This is a genomic window from Micromonospora rosaria (genome assembly GCF_001567585.1).
Classification (GTDB): domain Bacteria; phylum Actinomycetota; class Actinomycetes; order Mycobacteriales; family Micromonosporaceae; genus Micromonospora; species Micromonospora rosaria.
This window is the reverse complement of the sequence record NZ_LRQV01000033.1, coordinates 33770-54963: the sequence shown is the minus strand read 5'-3', so window position 1 is coordinate 54963 and position 21194 is coordinate 33770. Positions and strand designations below refer to the sequence as shown.

Annotated in this window: 22 protein-coding genes; 13 read left to right on the top strand and 9 right to left on the bottom strand. The window is 73.0% G+C overall.

The features are described 5' to 3' along the window. Window positions 1-49 precede the first annotated feature (49 nt). Window positions 50-1633: an acyl-CoA carboxylase subunit beta gene (locus AWW66_RS11920; RefSeq protein ID WP_067364248.1), complete on the bottom strand. Its 1584-nt coding sequence runs from the start codon at window positions 1631-1633 to the stop codon at window positions 50-52. Window positions 1634-1804: 171 nt separating this feature from the next. Here AWW66_RS11920 and AWW66_RS11915 point away from each other — a divergent pair, with 171 nt between their 5' ends. Then, the gene (locus AWW66_RS11915) at window positions 1805-2680 is read left to right on the top strand and encodes a biotin--[acetyl-CoA-carboxylase] ligase (protein ID WP_067364245.1); all 876 of its coding nucleotides are present in this window, start codon (window positions 1805-1807) and stop codon (window positions 2678-2680) included. Window positions 2681-2773: 93 nt separating this feature from the next. After that, window positions 2774-3400 (top strand): PH domain-containing protein, encoded by a 627-nt coding sequence (locus AWW66_RS11910; protein WP_083978410.1) that lies wholly within the window; start codon window positions 2774-2776, stop codon window positions 3398-3400. A gap of 76 nt (window positions 3401-3476) precedes the next feature. Here the strand turns inward: AWW66_RS11910 and AWW66_RS11905 are convergent, their stop codons facing one another. Further along, on the bottom strand, window positions 3477-4232 hold the full coding sequence (locus AWW66_RS11905) for a GtrA family protein (RefSeq protein WP_067364242.1): 756 nt from the start codon (window positions 4230-4232) through the stop codon (window positions 3477-3479). Between the two features lie 64 nt (window positions 4233-4296). Then, a complete protein-coding gene (locus AWW66_RS11900; protein WP_067364277.1) occupies window positions 4297-4833 on the bottom strand; it encodes a GtrA family protein in 537 nt (178 codons plus the stop codon). Window positions 4834-5300: 467 nt separating this feature from the next. Between AWW66_RS11900 and AWW66_RS11895 the strand changes: the two genes are divergently transcribed. The 4 genes from AWW66_RS11895 (at window position 5301) to AWW66_RS11880 (ending at window position 10238) form a co-directional block, all read left to right on the top strand. Beyond that, the gene (locus AWW66_RS11895) at window positions 5301-7145 is read left to right on the top strand and encodes a phosphoenolpyruvate carboxykinase (GTP) (protein WP_067364239.1); all 1845 of its coding nucleotides are present in this window, start codon (window positions 5301-5303) and stop codon (window positions 7143-7145) included. A 63-nt stretch (window positions 7146-7208) separates the two neighbouring features. Further along, window positions 7209-8180: a hypothetical protein gene (locus AWW66_RS11890; RefSeq protein WP_342671920.1), complete on the top strand. Its 972-nt coding sequence runs from the start codon at window positions 7209-7211 to the stop codon at window positions 8178-8180. A gap of 113 nt (window positions 8181-8293) precedes the next feature. Continuing rightward, window positions 8294-9436: a geranylgeranyl reductase family protein gene (locus AWW66_RS11885; protein WP_067364237.1), complete on the top strand. Its 1143-nt coding sequence runs from the start codon at window positions 8294-8296 to the stop codon at window positions 9434-9436. A gap of 31 nt (window positions 9437-9467) precedes the next feature. Next, entirely contained in the window at window positions 9468-10238 is a 771-nt protein-coding gene (locus tag AWW66_RS11880; protein ID WP_067364235.1) for an isoprenyl transferase, read from the top strand. 94 nt (window positions 10239-10332) lie between these two features. Here AWW66_RS11880 and otsB read toward each other — a convergent pair whose 3' ends face one another. The 3 genes from otsB to AWW66_RS11865 all read right to left on the bottom strand — a co-directional run bounded on the left by otsB (window position 10333) and on the right by AWW66_RS11865 (window position 12249). Further along, window positions 10333-11154, bottom strand: coding sequence for a trehalose-phosphatase (gene otsB, locus AWW66_RS11875; RefSeq protein ID WP_067364233.1), 822 nt, complete (start codon window positions 11152-11154; stop codon window positions 10333-10335). A 114-nt stretch (window positions 11155-11268) separates the two neighbouring features. After that, window positions 11269-11622, bottom strand: coding sequence for a hypothetical protein (locus tag AWW66_RS11870; RefSeq protein WP_067364230.1), 354 nt, complete (start codon window positions 11620-11622; stop codon window positions 11269-11271). Window positions 11623-11808: 186 nt separating this feature from the next. After that, window positions 11809-12249, bottom strand: a complete 441-nt coding sequence (locus AWW66_RS11865) for a helix-turn-helix domain-containing protein (RefSeq protein WP_067364271.1) — start codon at window positions 12247-12249, stop codon at window positions 11809-11811. Between the two features lie 264 nt (window positions 12250-12513). On the opposite strand from AWW66_RS11865, the gene AWW66_RS11860 reads away from it, so the two are divergent. The 5 genes from AWW66_RS11860 (at window position 12514) to AWW66_RS11840 (ending at window position 16782) form a co-directional block, all read left to right on the top strand. Further along, window positions 12514-12855, top strand: a complete 342-nt coding sequence (locus AWW66_RS11860; protein WP_067364268.1) for a hypothetical protein — start codon at window positions 12514-12516, stop codon at window positions 12853-12855. Window positions 12856-12886: 31 nt separating this feature from the next. Next, window positions 12887-13210, top strand: a complete 324-nt coding sequence (locus AWW66_RS11855) for a hypothetical protein (protein WP_067364227.1) — start codon at window positions 12887-12889, stop codon at window positions 13208-13210. Window positions 13211-13576: 366 nt separating this feature from the next. Further along, window positions 13577-14992 carry an RNA 5'-3' helicase PhoH2 gene (gene phoH2, locus AWW66_RS11850; protein WP_067364224.1) on the top strand — a complete coding sequence of 472 codons (1416 nt, stop codon included), beginning with the start codon at window positions 13577-13579 and terminating at the stop codon, window positions 14990-14992. A gap of 294 nt (window positions 14993-15286) precedes the next feature. Continuing rightward, complete coding sequence (locus AWW66_RS11845) at window positions 15287-16006, top strand: aggregation-promoting factor C-terminal-like domain-containing protein (protein WP_067364222.1); 720 nt, start codon at window positions 15287-15289, stop codon at window positions 16004-16006. A gap of 128 nt (window positions 16007-16134) precedes the next feature. Beyond that, on the top strand, window positions 16135-16782 hold the full coding sequence (locus AWW66_RS11840) for a rhomboid family intramembrane serine protease (protein ID WP_067364219.1): 648 nt from the start codon (window positions 16135-16137) through the stop codon (window positions 16780-16782). Window positions 16783-16935: 153 nt separating this feature from the next. Here AWW66_RS11840 and AWW66_RS11835 read toward each other — a convergent pair whose 3' ends face one another. Both AWW66_RS11835 and glpX read right to left on the bottom strand, forming a co-directional pair. Further along, on the bottom strand, window positions 16936-17844 hold the full coding sequence (locus tag AWW66_RS11835; protein WP_211271919.1) for a DMT family transporter: 909 nt from the start codon (window positions 17842-17844) through the stop codon (window positions 16936-16938). 46 nt (window positions 17845-17890) lie between these two features. Beyond that, window positions 17891-18922: a class II fructose-bisphosphatase gene (gene glpX, locus AWW66_RS11830; protein WP_067364213.1), complete on the bottom strand. Its 1032-nt coding sequence runs from the start codon at window positions 18920-18922 to the stop codon at window positions 17891-17893. Window positions 18923-19097: 175 nt separating this feature from the next. Between glpX and AWW66_RS11825 the strand changes: the two genes are divergently transcribed. Both AWW66_RS11825 and AWW66_RS11820 read left to right on the top strand, forming a co-directional pair. Next, on the top strand, window positions 19098-19742 hold the full coding sequence (locus tag AWW66_RS11825) for a DUF4245 domain-containing protein (RefSeq protein ID WP_083978409.1): 645 nt from the start codon (window positions 19098-19100) through the stop codon (window positions 19740-19742). A gap of 161 nt (window positions 19743-19903) precedes the next feature. After that, window positions 19904-20773: a hypothetical protein gene (locus AWW66_RS11820; RefSeq protein WP_067364209.1), complete on the top strand. Its 870-nt coding sequence runs from the start codon at window positions 19904-19906 to the stop codon at window positions 20771-20773. Between the two features lie 77 nt (window positions 20774-20850). Here AWW66_RS11820 and AWW66_RS11815 read toward each other — a convergent pair whose 3' ends face one another. Further along, window positions 20851-21072, bottom strand: coding sequence for an exodeoxyribonuclease VII small subunit (locus AWW66_RS11815; RefSeq protein ID WP_067364206.1), 222 nt, complete (start codon window positions 21070-21072; stop codon window positions 20851-20853). Between the last annotated feature and the right edge of the window lie 122 nt (window positions 21073-21194).

The following is a 21194-nucleotide window of genomic DNA, read 5'->3' as shown; positions in this document are numbered from 1 at the left end:
GGGGCCCCTTATTAACAGACGTCTGTTAATAAGGGGCCCCTCCTTACACCTACAGCGGGATGTTGCCGTGCTTCTTGGGGGGCAGGGTCTCGCGCTTGGTCCGCAGGATCCGCAGCGCCCGGACGATCTGGGTACGGGTCTCGTGCGGCGGGATCACCGCGTCGACGTACCCCCGCTCGGCGGCCACGTACGGGTTGGCCAGGGTGTCCTCGTACTCGGCGATCTTCTCGGCCCGGACGGCGGCCGGGTCCTCGGCGGCGGCCAGCTCCTGCCGGTACAGGATGTTCACCGCGCCCTGCGCGCCCATCACCGCGATCTGCGCGGTCGGCCAGGCGAAGTTCAGGTCCGCGCCGAGGTGCTTGGAGCCCATCACGTCGTACGCCCCGCCGTAGGCCTTGCGGGTGATCAGGGTGACCTTCGGGACGGTCGCCTCGGCGTAGGCGTAGATGAGTTTCGCGCCCCGGCGGATGATCCCGTCCCACTCCTGCCCGGTGCCGGGCAGGAAGCCGGGGACGTCCACGAAGGTGAGGATCGGGATGTTGAAGGCGTCGCAGGTGCGCACGAACCGGGCCGCCTTCTCCGAGGCGGCGATGTCCAGGGTGCCGGCGAGGTGCATCGGCTGGTTCGCCACCACCCCGACCGGACGCCCCTCGACCCGGCCGAAACCGACCACGATGTTCTGCGCGTAGAGCGGCTGCACCTCCAGGAACTCGCCGTCGTCGAGGACGTGCTCGACGACCTGGACGATGTCGTACGGCTGGTTGGCCGAGTCGGGGATGAGCGTGTCCAGCTCCCGGTCGGTGTCGGTGACCGTCAGGTCGGCGGGGGCGTCGACCACGGGCGGCTCGTCCAGGTTGTTCGACGGCAGGTACGCCAGCAGCGCCTTGACGTACTCGACCGCGTCGTCCTCGTCGCTGGCGAGGTAGTGCGCGTTGCCGCTGCGGGTGTTGTGGGTCCGCGCGCCGCCCAGCTCCTCCATCGCGACGTCCTCGCCGGTGACCGTCTTGATCACGTCGGGGCCGGTGATGAACATGTGCGAGGTCTGGTCGACCATCACGGTGAAGTCGGTGACCGCCGGGGAGTACACCGCGCCGCCCGCGCACGGCCCCAGCACCAGGGAGATCTGCGGGATGACGCCGGAGGCGCGGACGTTGCGGAAGAAGATCTCCCCGTACAGGCCGAGGCTGACCACGCCCTCCTGGATCCGCGCGCCGCCGGAGTCGTTGATCCCGACGACCGGGCAGCCGATCTTCATCGCCAGGTCCATCACCTTGACGATCTTCTCGCCGAAGACCTCGCCGAGGGAGCCGCCGAAGACCGTGAAGTCCTGCGCGAAGACGCAGACCTGCCGGCCGTCGACGGTGCCGTACCCGGTGATCACCCCGTCGCCGTAGGGGCGGGTGCGGTCCAGCCCGAAGTTGGTGGACCGGTGCCGGGCCAGCTCGTCCAGTTCCACGAAGGAGCCCTCGTCGAGCAGCAGCGCGATCCGCTCCCGGGCGGTCTTCTTGCCCCGCGCGTGCTGCTTGCCGACCGCTCGCGCGGAGCCGGCGTGCACCGCCTCGTCGACCCGTCGCTCCAGGTCAGCCAGCTTGCCGGCGGTGCTGTGCGGGTTGCTCCCGGTCTCCGTAGTCACCAGGCGAGGATAACGACCGTTCAGCCACCCGCGAGCTGTGCAGTTCGCCTCAACGCGCCCCGGTCGCGCCTCAACGAGCCCCGGCCGCGCCTCAACCCGCCCCGGTCGCGCCCGGTCCGCCCCGGTCGCGCCCGGTCCGCCCCGGTCGCGCCCGGCCCGTAGGCTGGCGGGATGCCGGGCTCCCCGTACACCGATCTGGACCGGCCGCCGCTGTCGGCGGCCCGGCTGCGCCGCGCGTTGGTCGCCCCGCACGGCCCGTGGCGGCAGTTGGACCTGCGGACGGAGACCGGTTCCACCAACGCGGACGCCGCCGAGGCGGCCCGTGCCGGTGCGGCCGAGGGGCTGGTGGTGGTCGCCGAGCGGCAGACCGACGGCCGGGGCCGGCGCGGCCGGGTCTGGCAGTCGCCGGCCCGCGCCGGGATCGCGGCCAGCGTTCTGCTCCGGCCCGGCGAGGCCGTCGCCGAGCGCGGTTGGCGGCCGGTCCCGGCGACCGGGTACGGCTGGCTGCCGCTGCTCGCCGGGGTGGCGCTGGTCGAGGCGGTGGGGCGGTTGGCCGAGTTGGACGCCGGGCTGAAGTGGCCGAACGACCTGCTGGTCGAGGGCGCGAAGTGCGCCGGGGTGCTGGCCGAGGCGGTGCCGCCGGACCAGCCCGGCCCGCCACCCGCCGTGGTGCTCGGGATCGGCCTCAACGTCACGTTGCGCGCCGACGAGTTGCCGACGAACCCGACCGGCCTGCCGGCGACCTCGCTGCACCTGGCCGGCGCGGCGGCCACCGACCGGGACCCGCTGCTGCGCGCCCTGCTGCGTGCCGTCGCCGCCTGGTACGACCGTTGGCGGGCGGCCGGCGGGGACGCGGTGGCCAGCGGGCTGCGCGACGCCTACCTCGACTCCTGCCTGACCGTGGGCCGTCCGGTCCGGGTGCTGCTCCCCGGCGGCGGCGAGGTGACCGGCGACGCCACCGGTGTGGACGCCGACGGCCACCTGGTGGTGGCGACCGCCGCCGGCCCCCGCCACCTGGCCGCCGGGGACGTCCTGCACCTGCGTTGACTGGGCGGCCGTCGGGGACGCCCGCGCGGCTGACGCGGACACGAGCGGTGGGCGGTTACCGTCAGCGCGTCCCGTTGCGCGAGGAGGTTGTCCGTGGCGTTTCCCGAAGACGTGCTCACCGAGGACGAGCACGTCGTACTGCACCTGCATCCGCACTGGCGTGCGCTGGTCCGCCCGGTCGGGGTGCTCGTGCTCGCCGTCGCCGTGGTGGTGGCGGGGGCGTTCCTGCTGCCCGACGGCGGTCGGATCGTCTGGTACGTCCTCACCGGGCTGGCCCTGCTGGCGGTGCTGCGCTTCGCGCTCTGGCCGTTCCTGGTCTGGCGGACCACGCACTACCTGTTCACCAACGAGCGGGTACTGCTCCAGCACGGGGTGTTCGCCCGGGAGCGGCGGGACATCCCGCTGGGCCGGATCAACGACCACTCGATGAACCAGCGGGTCGTCGACCGGATCTTCGGCAGCGGCACGCTCACCATCGAGTCCGCCGGTGAGCGGGGCCAGTCGGTGCTGCCGCACGTGCCCGGGGTCGGGCAGGTGCAGACCAAGCTGTACGAGCTGGTCGAGGCCGACCACGACCGGCGGTCGCTGGACGACGGCGAGCTGCGGGAGATCCTCACCGAGACCCTGGACGGCCGGCCGGTCGGCGAGCGGCCCGCCGGGGCGGACGGTGGGCGGGCCGGGCGGGCCCCCCGGGCGGACCAGACCCCGTCCGCCGGCTAGCGCGGTGTGGGTACCGGGCCAGGGTCACCGCCCCGGCCCGGTCACCTGTCCTGGCCGGGTGACTGCCCTGGCTTGGTCACTGTCCGGGGCGGCGGGTGCCGGCGTGCAGTTCGGCGGCGAGTTCCGCCTCCAGCTCCCGGTCCAGGGCGGCGGGCAGGCCGGGCTCCAGCGACAGGGAGCGTCCCTGCGCCGGGGCGGTGGGTGACCCGTACCCCGGGTCGGCGGCCGGGGCCCGGGGGCCGACGGTGGCCGGTGGCGACTGGCCGGCGGTGGCGCCGGGCTCCGCCGCCTCCTCCAGCTCGCTGACCGACTCGGCCAGGTCCGCGACCGGGTCCAGCTCGGCCATGGTGTCCCACTCGTCGCGCGGGACCGGAGGCGGGCTCGCCTCGGCGGCCACCGGGGCGGGTTGGAAGACGAAGGTCCGGTACGACCAGAACCGGAACAGGGTGGCCAGCACGACACCGACCGTCTTGGCCACGTTCAGCGCCAGCAGGCCGGTCACGCCCATGCCGTACTTGGCCAGGGCGAGCACGCCCAGCTCGATGAGCAGGCCGGTGGCGTTGAACAGGAAGAACAGGGCGTATTCCCGGCGCATCGCCGATTTCGGGCGATCCCGGTACGTCCAGTGACGATTCATCAGATACGACGTGATCGTCGCCACGATGGTGGCGACCACCGTCGCCTTGAGTTGGCCGTCGACGAAGATGGTCAGGGCCAGCGCATTGAACACCGCGTAATTGATGACGGTGTTGATGCCGCCGACGATGCCGAACGTGAGCGCCTCGCGGATGAACTTCTGCCAGCGCTCAGGCAGCAATCGGACAAGACGCATGCGAAACACCTTAGGCCAGTGGACGGTGCCGAGTCGGGTCGGCGGGGACGGGATGGGCGGCAGGTCACGCCCCGGACGCTGGGTCACGCTCCGCATCCGTGGCCTCTCGGTTTCCCGCCTCGACGAAGACGAACCGTCGGTACGACCAGAACCGGAACAGGGTGCCGAGCCCGGTGCCCACCACGTAGCTGGCGATGTTGTCGGCGAGGGTGGTCTGGAACACACCCGGCCAGACGCTGCCCAGCCCGTACCGGCTGATCGCCAGGCAGGCGACGGCGATGCCCAGGCCCACGCTGTTGAAGAGGAAGAACAGCGCGTACTCCCGGGCCGGGTTGGAGCGCTGGCGGTGCCGCCAGGTCCAGAACCGGTTGCCGAGGAAGGCGAAGGTGGCGGCGATCACGGTGGAGATCGTTTTCGCGGTGACCTGCTCGACGCCCTGCGCGGCGGTCAGGTAGTTGAAGAGCGCGAAGTCGACGACGAAGGCGATCCCGCCCACGGTGGCGAACTTGCTGAGCTCCCGGACGAGGTGCCCGAAGCGGTCGAGCAGCGATCCGATCAGCCCGGGGCGGGTCGGCGGGGCGCCTGACTGCCCGTCGGTCATCGTCGCGGCCACGGGGGCGAGCGTACCGGTTGGAAGCGAATCCCGCGGGTAACCACCGACCGGCCGGACCTGACGTCGTCGGGCGGGACCGACCGGGCGCTACCCGCCCGGCCCCCGGCGGGTGATCCGGTGCCGGCGCGGATGGATGGAGCGTGGCCGGAAGCGGAGGGGAGAGGTGGTTTTTCGCAACCCGATGGGGATCGTGACGCCCCGGCTGCACTCGGTGAGCGGTGCCGGGCGCCACCGGAAGATTTGCGTGAAACTGCGCGGGAAAGCGGGTATCAGATCGTGATGCCGCACTCCCGCCGCACCTTGTGCAGTTCTTCACAACCAGTCCGACTGACTGGCCGGGCAGCCCGGTCTACCCTGAGCCCAATCCCAGGTTTTCACGACGGCGACGCGGCTCGCGCCCGCCAGAACTCGTGCATCCCACAGCTCGGTCAGCGTCGACCACAAGGAGATGTGACATGGTTGCTCCGGCTACTGTTCGCGGAATCGATCAGGCCCCGACGTCCCACCCCAAACTGCTCGCCTGGGTGAAAGAAGTCGCCGAACTGACCACCCCGGACCGTGTGGTCTGGGTGGACGGTTCCGACGAGGAATGGCGTCGGCTCACCGACGAACTGGTCGAGGCCGGCACCCTGATCCGGCTGAACCCGGAAAAGAAACCGAACTCGTTCTACGCCCGTACCGACCCGTCGGACGTGGCCCGGGTGGAGGAGCGCACTTTCATCTGCTCGGTGGACGAGGCGGACGCCGGCCCCACCAACAACTGGATGGCGCCGGCCGAGATGAAGCGGACGATGACGGAGCTGTACCGCGGCAGCATGCGCGGGCGCACCATGTACGTCATCCCGTTCGTGATGGGCCCGGTCGAGGCCGAGAAGCCGATGTTCGGCGTCGAGATCACCGACAGCCCGTACGTGGTCGCCTCCATGCGGATCATGACCCGGATGGGATCGAAGATCCTGGCGGCGATGGGCGACGACGCGGACTTCGTGCACGCGCTGCACTCCATCGGCGCCCCGCTCGCCCCGGGCCAGCAGGACGTGGCGTGGCCGTGCAACGAGACCAAGTACATCTCGCACTTCCCGGAGACCCGGGAGATCTGGTCGTACGGCTCCGGGTACGGCGGCAACTCGCTGCTCGGCAAGAAGTGCTACTCGCTGCGGATCGCCAGCGTGATGGGGCGGGACGAGGGCTGGCTCGCCGAGCACATGCTGATCCTGAAGATCACCTCCCCGGAGGGCCGGACGTACCACATCGCCGGGGCCTTCCCCTCGGCCTGCGGCAAGACCAACCTGGCCATGCTGGAGCCGACCCTGCCCGGCTGGAAGGTCGAGACCATCGGCGACGACATCGCCTGGATGCGGTTCGGCCCGGACGGTCGCCTCTACGCGGTCAACCCGGAGTACGGCCTGTTCGGCGTCGCGCCGGGCACCGACTGGAAGACCAACGCCAACGCGATGCGGACCCTGGACCGGGGCAACTCGATCTTCACCAACGTGGCGCTCACCGACGACGGGGACATCTGGTGGGAGGGGATGGGTGAGCCGCCGGCCCACCTGACCGACTGGAAGGGCAACGACTGGACGCCGCAGAGCGAGGGGCTCTCCTCGCACGCGAACAGCCGGTTCTGCACCCCGATCACCCAGTGCCCGATCCTCGCCGAGGACTACTACGACCCGAACGGGGTGCCGATCGACGCGATCCTCTTCGGCGGCCGGCGGCGGGACACCGTCCCGCTGGTGACCGAGGCCCGGGACTGGGTGCACGGCGTGTACCTGGGCGCGACGCTCTCCTCGGAGACCACCGCCGCCGCCTCCGGCGCGGTCGGCGTGGTGCGCCGGGACCCGATGGCGATGCTGCCGTTCATCGGCTACCACGCGGGTGACTACTTCCGGCACTGGATCGAGATGGGCAAGGGCGCCGACGGCGACGAGGCCAAGCTGCCGAAGGTCTACTACGTCAACTGGTTCCGCAAGGACGCCGAGGGCAACTTCCTCTGGCCGGGCTTCGGGGAGAACTCCCGGGTGCTCAAGTGGGTCGTCGAGCGGATCGAGGGCCGCGCCGACGCGGTGGAGACCCCGATCGGGATGGTCCCCGCCCAGGACGCGCTGGACATCGACGGTCTGGACATGACCCCGGAGGACGTCCGGATCGCCCTCAAGGTGGACCCGGAGGAGTGGCGCCGGGAGCTGCCGCTGGTCACCGAGTGGTTCGAGAAGTTCGGCGACAAGCTGCCGGGCGTGCTCTGGGCCGAGCTGGACGCGCTGCGGGCCCGCCTGGACGCGGAGGCGCCGCAGCGCTGAGACGTGGCAGCGCCGTCGCCCCCGCGGGCGACGGGTTGTCCGGACCGGGCACCATCGGGTGCCATGGAACCGCCCCGGGCACCGTCGGACGGCACCCGCGCCGCGTCGGACGGTAGACGCACCGCGTCGGACGGCACGAGCACGGCCCGGGTGCCCACGGGTGCCCCGCAGACGGCCGCCGGGACCGCACAGGTCCGGCGGCCGTCCGCCGTCCGCGCGCTGGTGGTCCTGCTCGGCGTGACCGCCGCCGCCACCGTCGCGGTCGAGCTGCTCAACTTCTGGTACGCCCCGGAGCAGGGGTACGGGCTCGCGGTGCGGACCGGCTGGGCGCTGCTGCGTACCGTCGGCTTCCTGATGTTGATCGGGCACGTGCGGCGGGGGCGGGTGGCGGCCCGGCCGCTCGGCCTGATCCTCGCCGTGACCACCGTCTTCGCGGTGGGCCGGCTGATCGTCCCCCGGGAGGGGGTGCCGCCGCTGCCCGGACTGCTCGGGTTCACCCTGCTCGGCGGGCTCTGCGCCACCGTGGTCTGGCTGCTGTACCGCTCGCCGGGGGTCACCGCGCACCTGGTCCGGCACCGTAGGGGCCTGGTCCTCGCCGACCGCCGGCTCGCCTGGCGGGAGGTCGTCCCGAGACGTCCCGAGGCGACCGGCTGGCTGCTCACCAGCCGGGTCGCCGCGCTCACCTACAGCCCGCTGATGCTGGTGCCGGCGTTGGTCGCCGCCGGGGCGGTGCTGGACGGGCGGCTGCTCGCCGTGCCGGCGGTGCTGTGCTGGTTCGCCGCCGGGATCGCGGTCAGCTACCTGACCCTGCTCTGCACGGCGTTCCTGCTGCGCGGCCACCGCTGGGCCCGCCGCCTGCTGGTGGTGATCACCCTCGGCGTCCTCGCCGTCCACCTGCCCCTGTGCTGGTGGCTCCTCGGCCTCGACGGCCTGCTCCGCGACGCCGTCCCCCTCCTGGCCGCCGCCGCCCTGGCTCTCTACTCCCTGCATCGCGCCCGCCCCACCCCCGCTCACCCCCACCCGAGCGCCGGTTGATCAAGGGGTTCGGGTCGGCGGTTCGTGGCTGCCTGACCGAAGACCCCTGATCGACGCCGAAACGCCCTTGATCGACGCGGTGGAGAAAAGGGGTAAAGGGGCAGAATGAGGGAGTGGGGGATGAATTCGACGTGGTGGTGGTGGGGGCGGGGCCGGCAGGGTCGGCGGCGGCGTTGGCCGCGCGGCGGGGTGGGGCGCGGGTGCTGCTGCTGGACCGCGCCGACTTTCCCCGGGACAAGGCGTGCGGCGACGGGATCGCGGCGCACGCGCTGGACGTCCTCGACGCGCTGGGGGTGACCGGCGCGGTCGACGGGTACGCTCCGCTGCCCGCGCTGCGCCTGGTCGGGCCGGGCGGGGGCGAGGTGGCCCGACCGCTGCCCCGGCCGGCGTACACGGTGCCCCGGGCGGTCTTCGACGCCCGGCTGGTGGCGGCGGCGGTGGCCGCCGGGGTCGAGCTGCGGCGGCACACCGTCCGCCGGGTCGAGGCCGGGGCCGACCGGGTGGTGCTGGACGGCGACCTGGCCGCCCGGGTCGTGGTGGGCGCGGACGGCGCCGGGTCGGTGGTCCGCCGCGCGCTCGGGCAGCCCGCCAACCCCGCCCGCCACCTGGCGCTGGCCATCCGGGGGTACGCCCCGGCGCTGCCCGGCCCGCCCGAGCAGTTGATCATCACGTCGGCGGCCCGTTGGCCGGCGTACGCCTGGTCGTTCCCGATCGGCGACGGTCGGGCGAACGTCGGGTACGGGGAGGTGCTGCGGGGTGACCGGCTGACCCGGGCGGAGCTGCTGGACCGGATGGCGGCGCTGCTGCCAGGGGCCGACCCGGGCGCCACCGACCGGCTGCGCGCGCACCACCTGCCGCTCTCCACGCACCGCCCGCCGCCGGCGCGGGGTCGGATCCTGCTCGCCGGGGACGCGCTGTCGTTGATCAACCCGTTCACCGGGGAGGGCATCTTCTACGCCCTGCTCTCCGGGGCGCTGGCCGGCGCGGCGGCGGCCGGGGAGCCGGCGGGGGCGGCCCGGCGGTACGCCGCCGCGCTGCGTCGCCGCCTCGGCACGCACCTGCGGCACAGCTCGACGGCGGCCTGGCTGGCCCGGCACCGCCCGGTCGTCGACGCGGCCGTCCGGGCGGCCGGGCGCGACGACCGGGTCTACTCGACCGTGGTGGAGCTGGGGCTCGGCGACGGTCGGCTGGACGCGCGCACCCTCGGGCGGATCGCCGGGGGGCTCGTCCGGCGGGTTCCGGCTCCGCAGCCCTGACCCTGCGGACGGGTCGCTACTCTGCAAGGTGATGAATCTGCGGGACCTCATGTACTCGGTGTACGAGCGTCGGCTGACGGCCCGGCTCGCTGGTAAGCCGGTGCCCCGGCACGTCGGAGTGATGTGTGACGGCAACCGCCGGTGGGCCCGGGAGATGGGGTTCGTCGACCCGAACGACGGGCACCGGGTCGGTGCCGCCAAGATCAAGCACGTGCTGGGCTGGTGCGACCAGGCCGGTATCGGTCACGTCACGCTCTACCTGCTGGCCACCGACAACCTGCGCCGGCCGGCCAGCGAGCTGGACCCCCTCCTCAAGATCATCGAGGATCTGGTGGTCGAGCTCTCCGAGGTGGGCAACCCGTGGCGGCTGCGGATGGTCGGGGCGCTCGACCTGCTCCCGGCGCAGACCGCCACCGCGCTCAAGGCCGCCGAGGAGCGGACCCGGGACCGCAGCGGCGGCGCCGAGGTCAACATCGCGGTCGGGTACGGCGGCCGGCGGGAGATCGCCGACGCGGTCCGCTCGCTGCTGATGGAGCACGCGGCGGCCGGCGGCACCCTGGAGGAGCTGGCCGAGACCCTGGACGTCGAGGACATCGCCGAGCACCTCTACACGCGCGGGCAGCCGGACCCCGACCTGGTCATCCGGACCAGCGGCGAGCAGCGCCTCTCCGGGTTCATGCTCTGGCAGTCGGCCCACTCGGAGTTCTACTTCTGCGAGCTGAACTGGCCCGACTTCCGGCACATCGACTTCCTGCGGGCCCTGCGCTCGTACGCCAACCGGCAACGCCGGTTCGGCACCTGACCGGCGCGTTCCGGCGCCCGGTTGCCTGACCGGCGCCCGGAGTCGACCGGGCGGCCCGGTGGCCCGATGGCGGTGGGGCCGGCCGGGCCGAGGCTCAGGTCAGGTGGTGGGCGGCGGTGGTGAGGAAGTCACCCAGCGCGGCGGGGGAGTCGATGGTCAGGTCGGCGGCCTCGGCCACCTCCTGGCCGGTCTCCGGGTTCGCCACGGCCACGCAGACGCCGAAGAAGTCCGGGTCGGCGGCGGCCCGCGCCCGCAGCGCGGCGAACGCCTTGATGTCCGACACGTCGTCCCCGAAGTACCAGGCGCCGGCGGCGGACTTCACCGCCTCCCCGATGACCCGGCCCTTGTCCTGGTCGACCGGGGGCTTGAGCTCCAGCACCATCCGCCCCGCCTGCACCCGCAGCCCGAGCCGTTCGGCCTGCTCCCGGCCCCACCGCTCGACGGCGGGGCCCAGCTCCGGCGCGGTGCGGTAGTGCAGCGCCACGGAGAGCCGCTTGTACTCGGTCAGGGTCCCGGCGGGCAGCTCGGCGCGGGCCAGGTCGGCCAGCTCGACCATGGTCGGCACCCAGGGCAGGGCGGCCGGCTCGGTCACCGTCTCACCGCCGGAGTGGCTGTGCTCCAGCCCGTAGAGCCCGTACAGGTCGACGCCGGGCAGCCCGCCGAAGTGGTCCCGGAGGAAGTCCACCGGCCGGGCGGAGACGATCGCCACCCGCTGCACGGCCGGGGCCAGCGCCTGGATGGCGGCGAGCACCTTCGGCGCGGGCTGCACCGCGGTCGGGTCGTCGTCGACCGGCGCCAGCGTGCCGTCGAAGTCGAAGAAGAGCACGGTCTCGGCGGCGCGGGGGGCGGTGGCCCGCCAGGCCTGGTCGGCGTTCAGCGGGATCTGCGGCTGGTTGCCCAAGTTCAACGGCGGCACGCGCGACAGCGTACCCCGGTTCGGACGCCTCATTCACGGCATCGATCCGACGCCCGGGTGACGCGCAGGCATCGACGAGTAGCATCGCGGGTGTCGCCGGGGCGGCCGGCGGGGTCACCGTTCGGCGGCGTCCCGGCCGGGACGGACGAACGGCACCACGGTCGCCTCCCGGTCGTGGTGGAGCAGGTACCCCTCGACGAAGCCCGCGTTCCGGTCGCCGGCCCGGGCCTCGATCTCGTCCAGCCGGCCCACCAGGAACTCGGTGATCGCGGTGAGCCGGTCGTTGAGCCGGTCGTTCAGCTCGGCGAGGACGGCCAGGACGACGGCGGTGCCGGCGACGGTGAGCGCGAGCAGGTTGACGGGCAGCGGCAACTCCCCGCCGTCGACCAGGCCGAGCACCACGTTTCCGGTCAGCCACCCGGTCAGGGAGACCGACGCGATCACGACTGCCAACCATTTCAGGGTCATGGACAGACCCCTCCTTCTGTCCCGCAGGGCTTGGTTCGGCCGTGTCCCGTCCCCCCGCCGACGACGAGCCCAAGCAGCACACACTGGACGCTAGCGCGCGGCGTCCGACCCCGGAGCGAAACCTTCGGTACCGGTCGACCGTTCTTTCGCCATCTGAGAACTGGCCGGGCCAGGGCGTTTCCCTTCTCAGCCGGCCTTTCGGCCCCGTTTTCGCCCGTCGAGGGGCAACGTCGGGCGGTACGCCAGATACCGGATGGTCTCCCGGATGTGGAACTTCTCCGCGTCGGAGACGTTCGGGTCGACCAGGCGGCGCAACAGCGCCTCGACGTCCGGGTCCATCGGGGGCGGGGTGGGGGCGCTGCGCGGCGGGGCGGTGCGGTCCCACCCGAGCGCGGCGAAGGCCGCCGCCGGGTTGAGGCCGAGCCCCTCGCAGAAGGCCACCACCCGCTCCGCCTCGGGGTCGCTGGCCCAGTCCCCGCGGACCCAACGGTTGATCGTCTGCCGGGAGACGCCTGTGCGGCGGGACACCTCTGTGCCACTCCAGGCGCGGGTGGCGCGGGCGTCGTCGAGCGCCCGGCGGACGAAGGTGGCGAAGGCGATCTTCCGTGCGTGAGCGGTCCCGGTCACTCCGTGACGGTACGGCCAGTTGTCCACGACAAGCCAGGCGAGCGCTTTCCTGTCACGTGAAAGTGACACACTTATCGGCTTTCCCGGGCTCGCGATTGCGCTCTTGATCAGGCAATTAGCCGATGCAGAATAGATGTCGGTAGGTGTGACCGTAATCAGACGAAAAGCTGATACTGTCACGTTCATGGGACAATCTACGGTGTGGCACGTGCCGGAGACCGCCAGTGCCCACAGGTGTGACGCCCCCGGATCGAGGGGGGTGTGGTGACCGAACTCGCAACCCGTGCCCAGACGTTCGGCCTGGTCGCGGAGGGGGTGGCCACGGGCCTCAGCGCCCCGTGGCGGCTGTACCTCGCACGGGGCTGCCGTTACCTGTCGCTGACCGTCGGCGACCGCGCCGAGTGGGACGCCTGGCGTGCCCACCTCGGCTGCCCGGAGGTGAGCGTCCGGGTCTACGACGCGGGCGGCGAGATCCGCCGGGTCTCGGTGGCCGAGGTCGTCGTGGACGGCTGCCGGATCAGTGTGGAGCTGGTCGAGGAGGTCGGCACCGGCGACCTCGAACGGCTCCTGACCACCGACCACCTCGCCGAACCGGAGGAACGATGAGTCGGCCGACACGACGGAGCGGAGCCGCCGGATGAGTCCCTTCCTCGTGGTCTTCCTCGTCCTGCTGCTCGGGTCGAGCAGCTACGCCGCCGGGCGGTTGCACGGGCAGCTCAGCTACCGGATCGGGTACCGGTTCGGGTACCGGCAGGGCTACTTCGACGGCGACCGGGGCGCCTGGAACCGACGGCGACGGGACGCGCAGGCGGCCATCGCCTCCGCGCTCGCGGCCCCCGCCCGCCAGGTCGGGTCGGCGACCCGGCCGGGGACCACGTACACCGGGTCCTCGTCCGTCGTGCCGCCCACCCCGGCCAGCGGCCGGTACCCCGCCGGCACGCTCGTGCAGCGGACCGGGTGACCGGTCCCCGGGACCCGGTGCGTCGTCCGCGGCGGACGCGCACCGTGGGGCCACGCCGGACCCCTGGCGATGGTCCCGCCGGCCGGGATGCGCGCAGGGGGCAGGCATCCCGGCCGGCCCGCCACCCCCGCCCGCCGGCTGCCCCGGCGGCTCTGTTAACGTGTTCGTTTTCGAAGATCCGCGGTCGAACCCTAGCCCCGGCGCGGTTGCGCCGCTAGCGTCTAGGCATGGCACGGGGTTCTCCCGGGCCAGCCGGCCAGCCCGGATCTGCGACCTCGCACATGGGGCCCGCATCCGACCCCGTGTCCCCGGGCACCGGAGGAGCGGGAACGCGGGTGGCGGGTGCCCATCCGTCGGAGCAGGCCTGTGACGACTCGCCGTACCGATGCCGGGGCCGACCAGACCCCGGCCGCGACAGCCACGACCCGCCGTGCCACCCGGAGCCGCCGCTCGGCGGCTGCCGCGCCGGCCGAACCCAAGGAGCCCCGACCAGCGGGCCAGACGTACGTCCTGGACACCTCGGTGCTGCTGTCCGACCCGGCGGCCTTCCACCGGTTCGCCGAGCACGAGGTGGTCCTGCCGCTGGTGGTCATCTCCGAGCTGGAGGGCAAGCGACACCATCCGGAGCTGGGCTGGTTCGCCCGGCAGTCGCTGCGGATGCTGGACGAACTGCGGATCGCGCACGGTCGACTGGACCAGCCGGTGCCGGCCAACGACACCGGTGGGACGCTGCGGGTGGAGCTGAACCACACCGACGACGGGGTGCTGCCGCCGGGGTTCCGCACCGAGTCCAACGACGCCCGCATCCTCTCCGTCGCGCTGAACCTCGCCGCCGAGGGGCGGCAGGTCACCCTGGTCAGCAAGGACATGCCACTGCGGGTCAAGGCGGCCTCGGTGGGCCTGCACGCCGACGAGTACCGGCACGGCCAGGCCAGTGACCCGACCTGGACCGGGATGGCCGAGCTGGAGCTGGCCGAGGAGCAGATCGGCGCGCTGTACGGCGGGGAGGCGCTCGACCTGGACGAGGCCGCCGGGCTGCCCTGCCACACCGGGCTGGTGCTGCACTCGGCGCGGGGCTCGGCGCTCGGCCGGGTGCTGCCCGACAAGACGGTACGGCTGGTCCGGGGCGACCGGGAGGCGTTCGGCGTGCACGGTCGTTCGGCCGAGCAACGGGTCGCCCTCGACCTGCTGCTGGACGAGTCGATCGGGATCGTCTCGCTCGGCGGGCGGGCCGGCACCGGCAAGTCGGCGCTGGCGCTCTGCGCGGGGCTGGAGGCGGTGATGGAGCGCCGCCGGCACAAGAAGGTGGTCGTCTTCCGCCCGCTGTACGCCGTCGGCGGGCAGGAACTGGGCTACCTGCCCGGGTCCGAGTCGGAGAAGATGTCGCCCTGGGCGCAGGCGGTCTTCGACACCCTCGGCGCCGTGGTGCACGAGAACGTGCTGGAGGAGGTGACCTCCCGGGGCATCCTGGAGGTGCTGCCGCTGACCCACATCCGGGGCCGGAGCCTGCACGACGCCTTCGTGATCGTGGACGAGGCCCAGTCGCTGGAGCGGGGCGTCCTGCTCACCGTGCTGTCCCGGATCGGCCAGGGGTCGCGGGTGGTGCTCACGCACGACGTGGCCCAACGGGACAACCTGCGGGTGGGGCGGCACGACGGGGTGACGGCGGTCATCGAGGCGCTGAAGGGACATCCGCTCTTCGCGCACGTCACGCTCACCCGTTCGGAGCGGTCGCCGATCGCCGCGATGGTCACCGATCTGCTGGAGGACGTCCCGCTCTGACCGGTGTGGCGCGGGCGCTCTGGGCGGTTTTGATGGCATTCTAAGTGTGGTGCAGATCACAAATGATGCCATTGGTTTCCCATCCGTCTCACTGTGCGCGATCGTGTCCCACGAGCGCCCGCGCACCAGGCACATCGCTGGTGATCGTTCGTCACCGGCGGCCACCGGGCACCCGGTGCCGGCTGGTGCGTCGGCGGCGACCGGCGACACGGTCGGGGCGCTCACGGTGCCGAGCGGCCCCACGCGGGGCCGGGCCCGGCACCGTGTCCTTGCCCCCGACGAAGGGACCACTTCGTGAGTCGGCTGTGGAGCCGGTTCGGCGCCCGCACGGCCGCTGTCGTGCTGCTCTCCGTGGGCGTTGCCGGCGGCGTCTACCTGGGCGACCACCAGGAGACCCAGCAACAGGGCCTGACCTCGCGAGTCGCGGTCGAGGTCGACCGGGCCGAGCAGGAGTACCAGCGCGAGCGGCAGGCCCTGCACCAGATCCAGTCCGCCCAGCAACGCAGCGCCGAGTACCAGGCGAAGCTGCGGGCCGCCAAGGCGGCGAAGGAGGCCGCCCAGCGGGCCAAGGAGGCCGAGGCCGCCGCGGCGTCCCGGAAGAAGGCTCGGGAGGAGGCCGCCCGCAAGGCCGCCGAGGAGAAGGCGGCAAAGGAGGCCGCCGCCAAGGCGAACCGGCCGTACGACGGGCCGGTCCCGGACTCCTGCAACGAGTTCAGCGGCCACCGCCGCACCGGCTGCGCCCTGATGGTGCAGGCCGGCCACGGCATCGACCAGTTCCCCTGCCTGAACAAGCTCTGGAACAAGGAGAGCGGCTGGAACCCCCGGGCGCACAACTCCTCCTCCGGGGCGCACGGCATCCCGCAGGCGCTGCCGGGCAGCAAGATGGCCTCGGTGGGCGACGACTGGGAGACCAACCCGGTGACCCAGATCAAGTGGGGCCTCGGCTACATCGAGGGCCGGTACGGCACCCCGTGCAAGGCCTGGGCGAAGTCGCAGAGCTCCGGCTGGTACTGACCGGCGTGACGACGCGACGGCGGGGTCGGGTGGATGACGCCACCCGACCCCGCCGTCGTCGTGCACCGGCCGGATTCCGCCCGGTCCCGTAGTGGCGGGTCGCGCCTTTTGCTGATAGCTCTTGGGGGGTGACCTTGGGCCCGGGTGGTAACGACCCCAACCGGTTCGGCACCGAGGCGTTCTACGCCTCGCTGGGCCGAGCCTTCGTCGCCATGTGCGCGGTGGTGCCGATCCTTTTCCTCATCGAGGCCCTCGACGTGTGGCTGGGAGCCGGCTTCGACGCCGCCGCCGGGATCATCCCGCGCAGCATCGAGGGGCTCGACGGGGTCTTCTTCTCCCCGTTCCTGCACCACGGCTTCGACCACCTCTACAGCAACAGCATCCCGCTGATCCTGCTCGGCACCTTCGTGCTGGCCGCCGGGGTCCGCCGGTTCCTCTGGTCGACCCTGGTCATCGTGCTGGTCAGCGGCTTCGGCGTGTGGTTCACCGGGTCACCGAACTCCATCGTGGTCGGCGCCAGCGGCGTGATCTTCGGGTACCTGGGGCTGCTGCTCATGCGCGGCATCGTCGAGCGGAGCTGGTGGAACTTCGCGGTGGTGCTGCTGGTCGGCCTGCTCTACGGGTGGCAGTTGATCGGGATCCTCCCGACCGACGAGCGCATCTCCTGGCAGGGGCACCTGTTCGGGCTGGTCGGCGGGATGGTGGCGGCGATCGTCTTCCGCCGTCGTCGCCCCGACCCCGACCCGTACGCCGAGTCCCCGCTGACCATGCCCTGACCCGCCGCGCCCCGGCCCGCCGCGCCCTGACGCGCCGCGCCCTGACGCGCTCCGGCCCCCGCCGCGCGGGGGCCTGCCGGTGTCGCGCGGGGGCCTGCCGGTGGTTAATAAGGGGCCCTTCCTCTACCGAATGGGTTAAGAGGGGGCCCTTCCTTACCGGCGGAGGGGGCCGAGGGTGGCGACCAGGACGGCGACCAGGGTCAGCGCCGCGCCGAACAGGGTCGCCGGGCCCGGTGCCGAGGCCGCCGTGGGCAGCAGCAGGTCGAGCAGGACCGCCCCGACGATCTGCCCGGCGATGGTCGCCAGGCCGAGCAGCAGCACCCCGGTCAAGCCGACCAGCGCGGCGGCCAGCGCGATGAACGAGACGCCCAGCGGGCCGCCCAGGTAGAGCCACGGCTCGGTGGGGAACGCCCCGGCCGGCCAGCCGCGTACCGCCACCTCCACCGCGAAGGCCGCCAGCAGCGCCGCCGTACCGACGACGAAGTTGACCAGGGTGGCGGTCATGGTGCTGGCGGCGGCGGCCCGGACCCGGCCGTTGACCGCCTGCTGCCAGGCGATGCCGACCCCGGCGAGCAGCGGCAGCACCGCCAGCACCAGGGTGCCCGGGTCACCGAGCCGGTCGCCCACGGCGATCAGCACCGCGAGCACGGTGAGCACCGCGCCGGCCAGCCGGCTGGCGGTGACCCGCTGGGGCCCGCCGGGGCCGACCCCGGCCCGGTCCACCAGCAGACTGCTGCCGGACTGCCCGGCGACCACCGCCACGGTGAACACCGCCACGCCGAGCGTGCCGATGGTCAGCCCCTGGGTGGCGACGAGGAACGCGCCGCACACCCCGCCGAGGAGGTGCCACGGGCGCAGCGCCCCCCGGGCGAGGGCGGTCCGCAGGGCGGCCAGCCCGCGCCGCCCGGAGGCGGTGGTGGGCACCAGCACCAGGAGCACCAGCAGACCCAGCCCGAAGGAGACCACCGCGGCGGCGATCCCGTCCGCGAGCCGGACGCCCAACTCGCCGTTGATCCGGGACTGCACGGCCACCGCGACGCCACCGGCGGTCGCCAGCGCCACCCCCGCGATCCGTCGGGCCGGGGGTGGGGAGGGGCGTTCCGTCGTCCTACTCCTGTTCGGCGAGGGGGCGGCCGTCGAAGTCGACCGCCGAGTAGAGGGCCAGCTTCTCCAGCCGGTGGTACGAGTCGATCACCCGGATCGTACCGCTCTTGGAGCGCATCACGATCGACTGGGTGTACGCCCCACCGGCCCGGTAGCTGACCCCGCGTAGCAGGTCGCCGGAGGTGATCCCGGTCGCCACGAAGAAGCAGTTGTCCCCGGTGACCAGGTCGTCGGTGGTGAGCACCCGGTCCAGGTCGTGGCCGGCGGCGAGCGCCTTGGCCCGCTCGTCCTCGTCGCGGGGCCAGAGCTTGGCCTGCATCACCCCGCCCATGCACTTGAGCGCGCAGGCCGCGGTGATCCCCTCCGGCGTGCCGCCGATGCCCATCAGCACGTCGACGCCGGACTCGCCCCGGGCGGCGGCGATCGCGCCGGCGATGTCGCCGTCGGAGATGAACCGGATGCCCGCCCCGGTCCGGCGGATCTGCTCGACCAGGTCCGCGTGCCGTGACCGGTCGAGCACGCAGACCGTGACCTCGGACACGTCGGTGCCCTTGGCGCGGGCGATCCGGCGGATGTTCTCCGCCGGGCCGGCCTCGATGTCGACCACGTCCGCGTACGCCGGGCCGACGGCGAGCTTCTCCATGTAGAAGACCGCGCTGGGGTCGAACATCGCCCCCCGCTCGGCGACGGCCAGCACCGCCAGGGCGTTCGGCATGCCCTTGCTCATCAGCGTGGTGCCGTCGATGGGGTCGACCGCGACGTCCACCTCCGGGCCGGTGCCGTCACCGACCTCCTCGCCGTTGAACAGCATCGGGGCGTTGTCCTTCTCGCCCTCGCCGATCACCACGACGCCCCGCATCGGGATCGAGTTGATCAGCTTGCGCATGGCGTCGACGGCGGCCCCGTCACCGCCCTCCTTGTCACCCCGACCGACCCACCGACCGGCGGCCATCGCCGCGGCCTCGGTCACCCGGACCAGGTCGAGGGCGAGGTTCCGGTCGAGGTTCTGGGGGATCCGGGTCCTGGTGTTCGTCATGACGGCTCTCCTCGCGACGCTGCGGGGTGGACCGGCGGTACGGCCCCGCTGCCGGCTTTGCCGCTGATCCTCACACGGTGGCCGAATCGGCGTCCGCACACGGTGGTCAATCTAACGCCGGGACAGGGTGGTGGTGGCCCGGTTCCGGGCAACCGGCGGCTGTCAAGATGGAGAGGTGGAGCCCGGACAGCCTGCCAACCGCGTACCCGCCGACCCGACGCCGCCGGACGGCCAGCCGCCGGCGACCCCGGCCACCCCGCCGGGCGAGACCACGGACGAGGCCGCCCCGCAGGTGGCCCCGGTCGCCCGGGACCGGGGTGGCCGCCGCCCCCGGGACATGGCGATCTCGCTGCTCGTGCTGCTGGTCCCGATCGCCCTGTTGCTCGCCTTCTACCGGGGCTTCCTCGGTGGCGACCAGCCGGCCGTGGTCGACACCGCGCCCGCCATCGAGCAGGCCCGCTCGGCGAACCTCTTCCCGATCGACGCGCCGACCGGGCTCGACGAGCAGTGGCGGCCGGTCCGGGCCACCTTCCAGTCCGTCGAGGGCGGCTCGAACCTGCGGATCGGGTACGTCACCCCGGAGGGCCGGGGCGCCCAACTGGTGCAGAGCAACGTACCGGCGGAGCGGCTGCTCCCGGCCGAGCTGACCGCCGAGGGGCAGCCGCAGGGGACGATCGACCTCGACGGGCGTAGCTGGCAGCGGTACACCGCCCGGGGCAACGAGCAGGCGTACGTGCTGCTGGAACCCCAGCGGACGGTGCTGATCGTCGGCGACGCGCGCGACAACGAGCTGCGCCAGTTGGTCACCGCCCTGCGCTAGCGCCGCCGGACGGGGATTACCGAAGCCGACGTCCGGGAACAGAAGGTACGGACCCACCCGGCCGGTACCACCCGGCCGGACGGGCCCGCGCCGGGGCGGGAGCACGCTCCGGCGGCCCACCTGCGCCCGCGTGCGGGCCGGACGATCCCTGGAGGCCTCTCGTGACGATTCGGCGCTTCAGCGCGGCGGTCTTCGCCGCGACGCTCCTCACCCCCGCCCTGGCCGCCTGCGCCGAGACCGGAGCCGGCGAGCCCGGCGCCTCCGCCACCCCCACGGTCTCCGGCAGCGCCGTCCCCGACCCCTCCGGCAGCGCCTCGCCGGGCCCCTCCGGCGCGGTCGACGGCGACGCCAAGCAGGCCCTGATCAACTCGACGAACGAGATCCGCAACGGCAACTTCCGGTTCACCATGTCCGGCGTCGGGTCGACCGCCGAGGGGCAGGTGCACCAGCCGAGCCAGAGCGCACAGATGAAGATCACCGTCGGCGACGCCGACTCCGACCTGATGCTGGCCCTCGACCTCGTCCACGTGCAGCCGGACAGCTGGGTGAAGGTGGAGGTCGGCGGGCGGACCGCGCCGAGCCTGCCCGCCATCCGCGACCTCAACCTCGGCAAGTACCAGCACCTCGACCAGTCCCGGATCCAGGGCAACCGCAACCTCGGGTTCGACTTCGACAAGCTCGACCCGGCCGGGAGCGCGGCGCTCACCCAGGCCGTGACCGACGTCCGCCGCACCGGCGAGGGCACGTACGCCGGCACCGTCGACGTCTCGAAGGCGACCGAGTCGGACTCCTTCGACGCCGCGCTGGTCACCGCGCTCGGGGAGCAGGCCCGGTCGCTGCCCTTCACCGCCCGCCTCGACCCGCAGGGGCGGCTCAGCGAACTGACCATCCAGGTCCCGGCCACCGGGCAGACCCCGGCCCAGGACGTGAAGGTCACGTACGCGGACTACGGCAACGCCACGGCGGCGCAGCAGCCGCCGGCGGACCAGGTCGTGGAGGCCCCGGCCGAGCTGTACAACCTGTTCAAGTGACCTGACCACCGGCGGCCGGACCCGACACGCCACGGTGCCGGGCCCGGCCGCCGGTCGGTTCCGGTCGCTGACCGGGGTCAGGAGTCGGCGGCCTGCCTGGCGGCGTCGAGCCGGCTGCGGGCCCCGTCCAGCCAGCGCTGGCAGATGGCGGCCAGCGCCTCGCCGCGTTCCCAGAGGGCCAACGACTCCTCCAGGGACGTGCCGCCGGCCTCCAGCCGCTCGACCACCGAGGCCAGTTCGGCCCGCGCCTGCTCGTAGCTGAGCCGCTCGTCCGGCCCGGCCTTCTTCTCGTCAGTCATCGGTCCCATCTCAGCACACCGGCGCCCCGGCCCCGACGCCGTGCCGCCCCGGTGGCAACCCCGACGGTCCGTGCCGCCGCCGGTGGCAACCCCGATGATCCGTGCCGCCGCCGGTGGCGGCC

What these genes read in the sequence shown, in the direction of transcription:
- AWW66_RS11895 (WP_067364239.1), top strand. Translation starts at nt 5,301, where the DNA reads ATGGTTGCTCCGGCTACTGTTCGCGGAATCGATCAGGCCCCGACGTCC.
- AWW66_RS11905 (WP_067364242.1), bottom strand. Translation starts at nt 4,232, where the DNA reads ATGCGTCTTGTCCGATTGCTGCCTGAGCGCTGGCAGAAGTTCATCCGC.
- AWW66_RS11855 (WP_067364227.1), top strand. Translation starts at nt 12,887, where the DNA reads ATGAGTCCCTTCCTCGTGGTCTTCCTCGTCCTGCTGCTCGGGTCGAGC.
- glpX (WP_067364213.1), bottom strand. Translation starts at nt 18,922, where the DNA reads ATGACGAACACCAGGACCCGGATCCCCCAGAACCTCGACCGGAACCTC.
- AWW66_RS11900 (WP_067364277.1), bottom strand. Translation starts at nt 4,833, where the DNA reads ATGACCGACGGGCAGTCAGGCGCCCCGCCGACCCGCCCCGGGCTGATC.
- AWW66_RS11880 (WP_067364235.1), top strand. Translation starts at nt 9,468, where the DNA reads ATGAATCTGCGGGACCTCATGTACTCGGTGTACGAGCGTCGGCTGACG.
- AWW66_RS11870 (WP_067364230.1), bottom strand. Translation starts at nt 11,622, where the DNA reads ATGACCCTGAAATGGTTGGCAGTCGTGATCGCGTCGGTCTCCCTGACC.
- AWW66_RS11815 (WP_067364206.1), bottom strand. Translation starts at nt 21,072, where the DNA reads ATGACTGACGAGAAGAAGGCCGGGCCGGACGAGCGGCTCAGCTACGAG.
- AWW66_RS11915 (WP_067364245.1), top strand. Translation starts at nt 1,805, where the DNA reads ATGCCGGGCTCCCCGTACACCGATCTGGACCGGCCGCCGCTGTCGGCG.
- AWW66_RS11890 (WP_342671920.1), top strand. Translation starts at nt 7,209, where the DNA reads ATGGAACCGCCCCGGGCACCGTCGGACGGCACCCGCGCCGCGTCGGAC.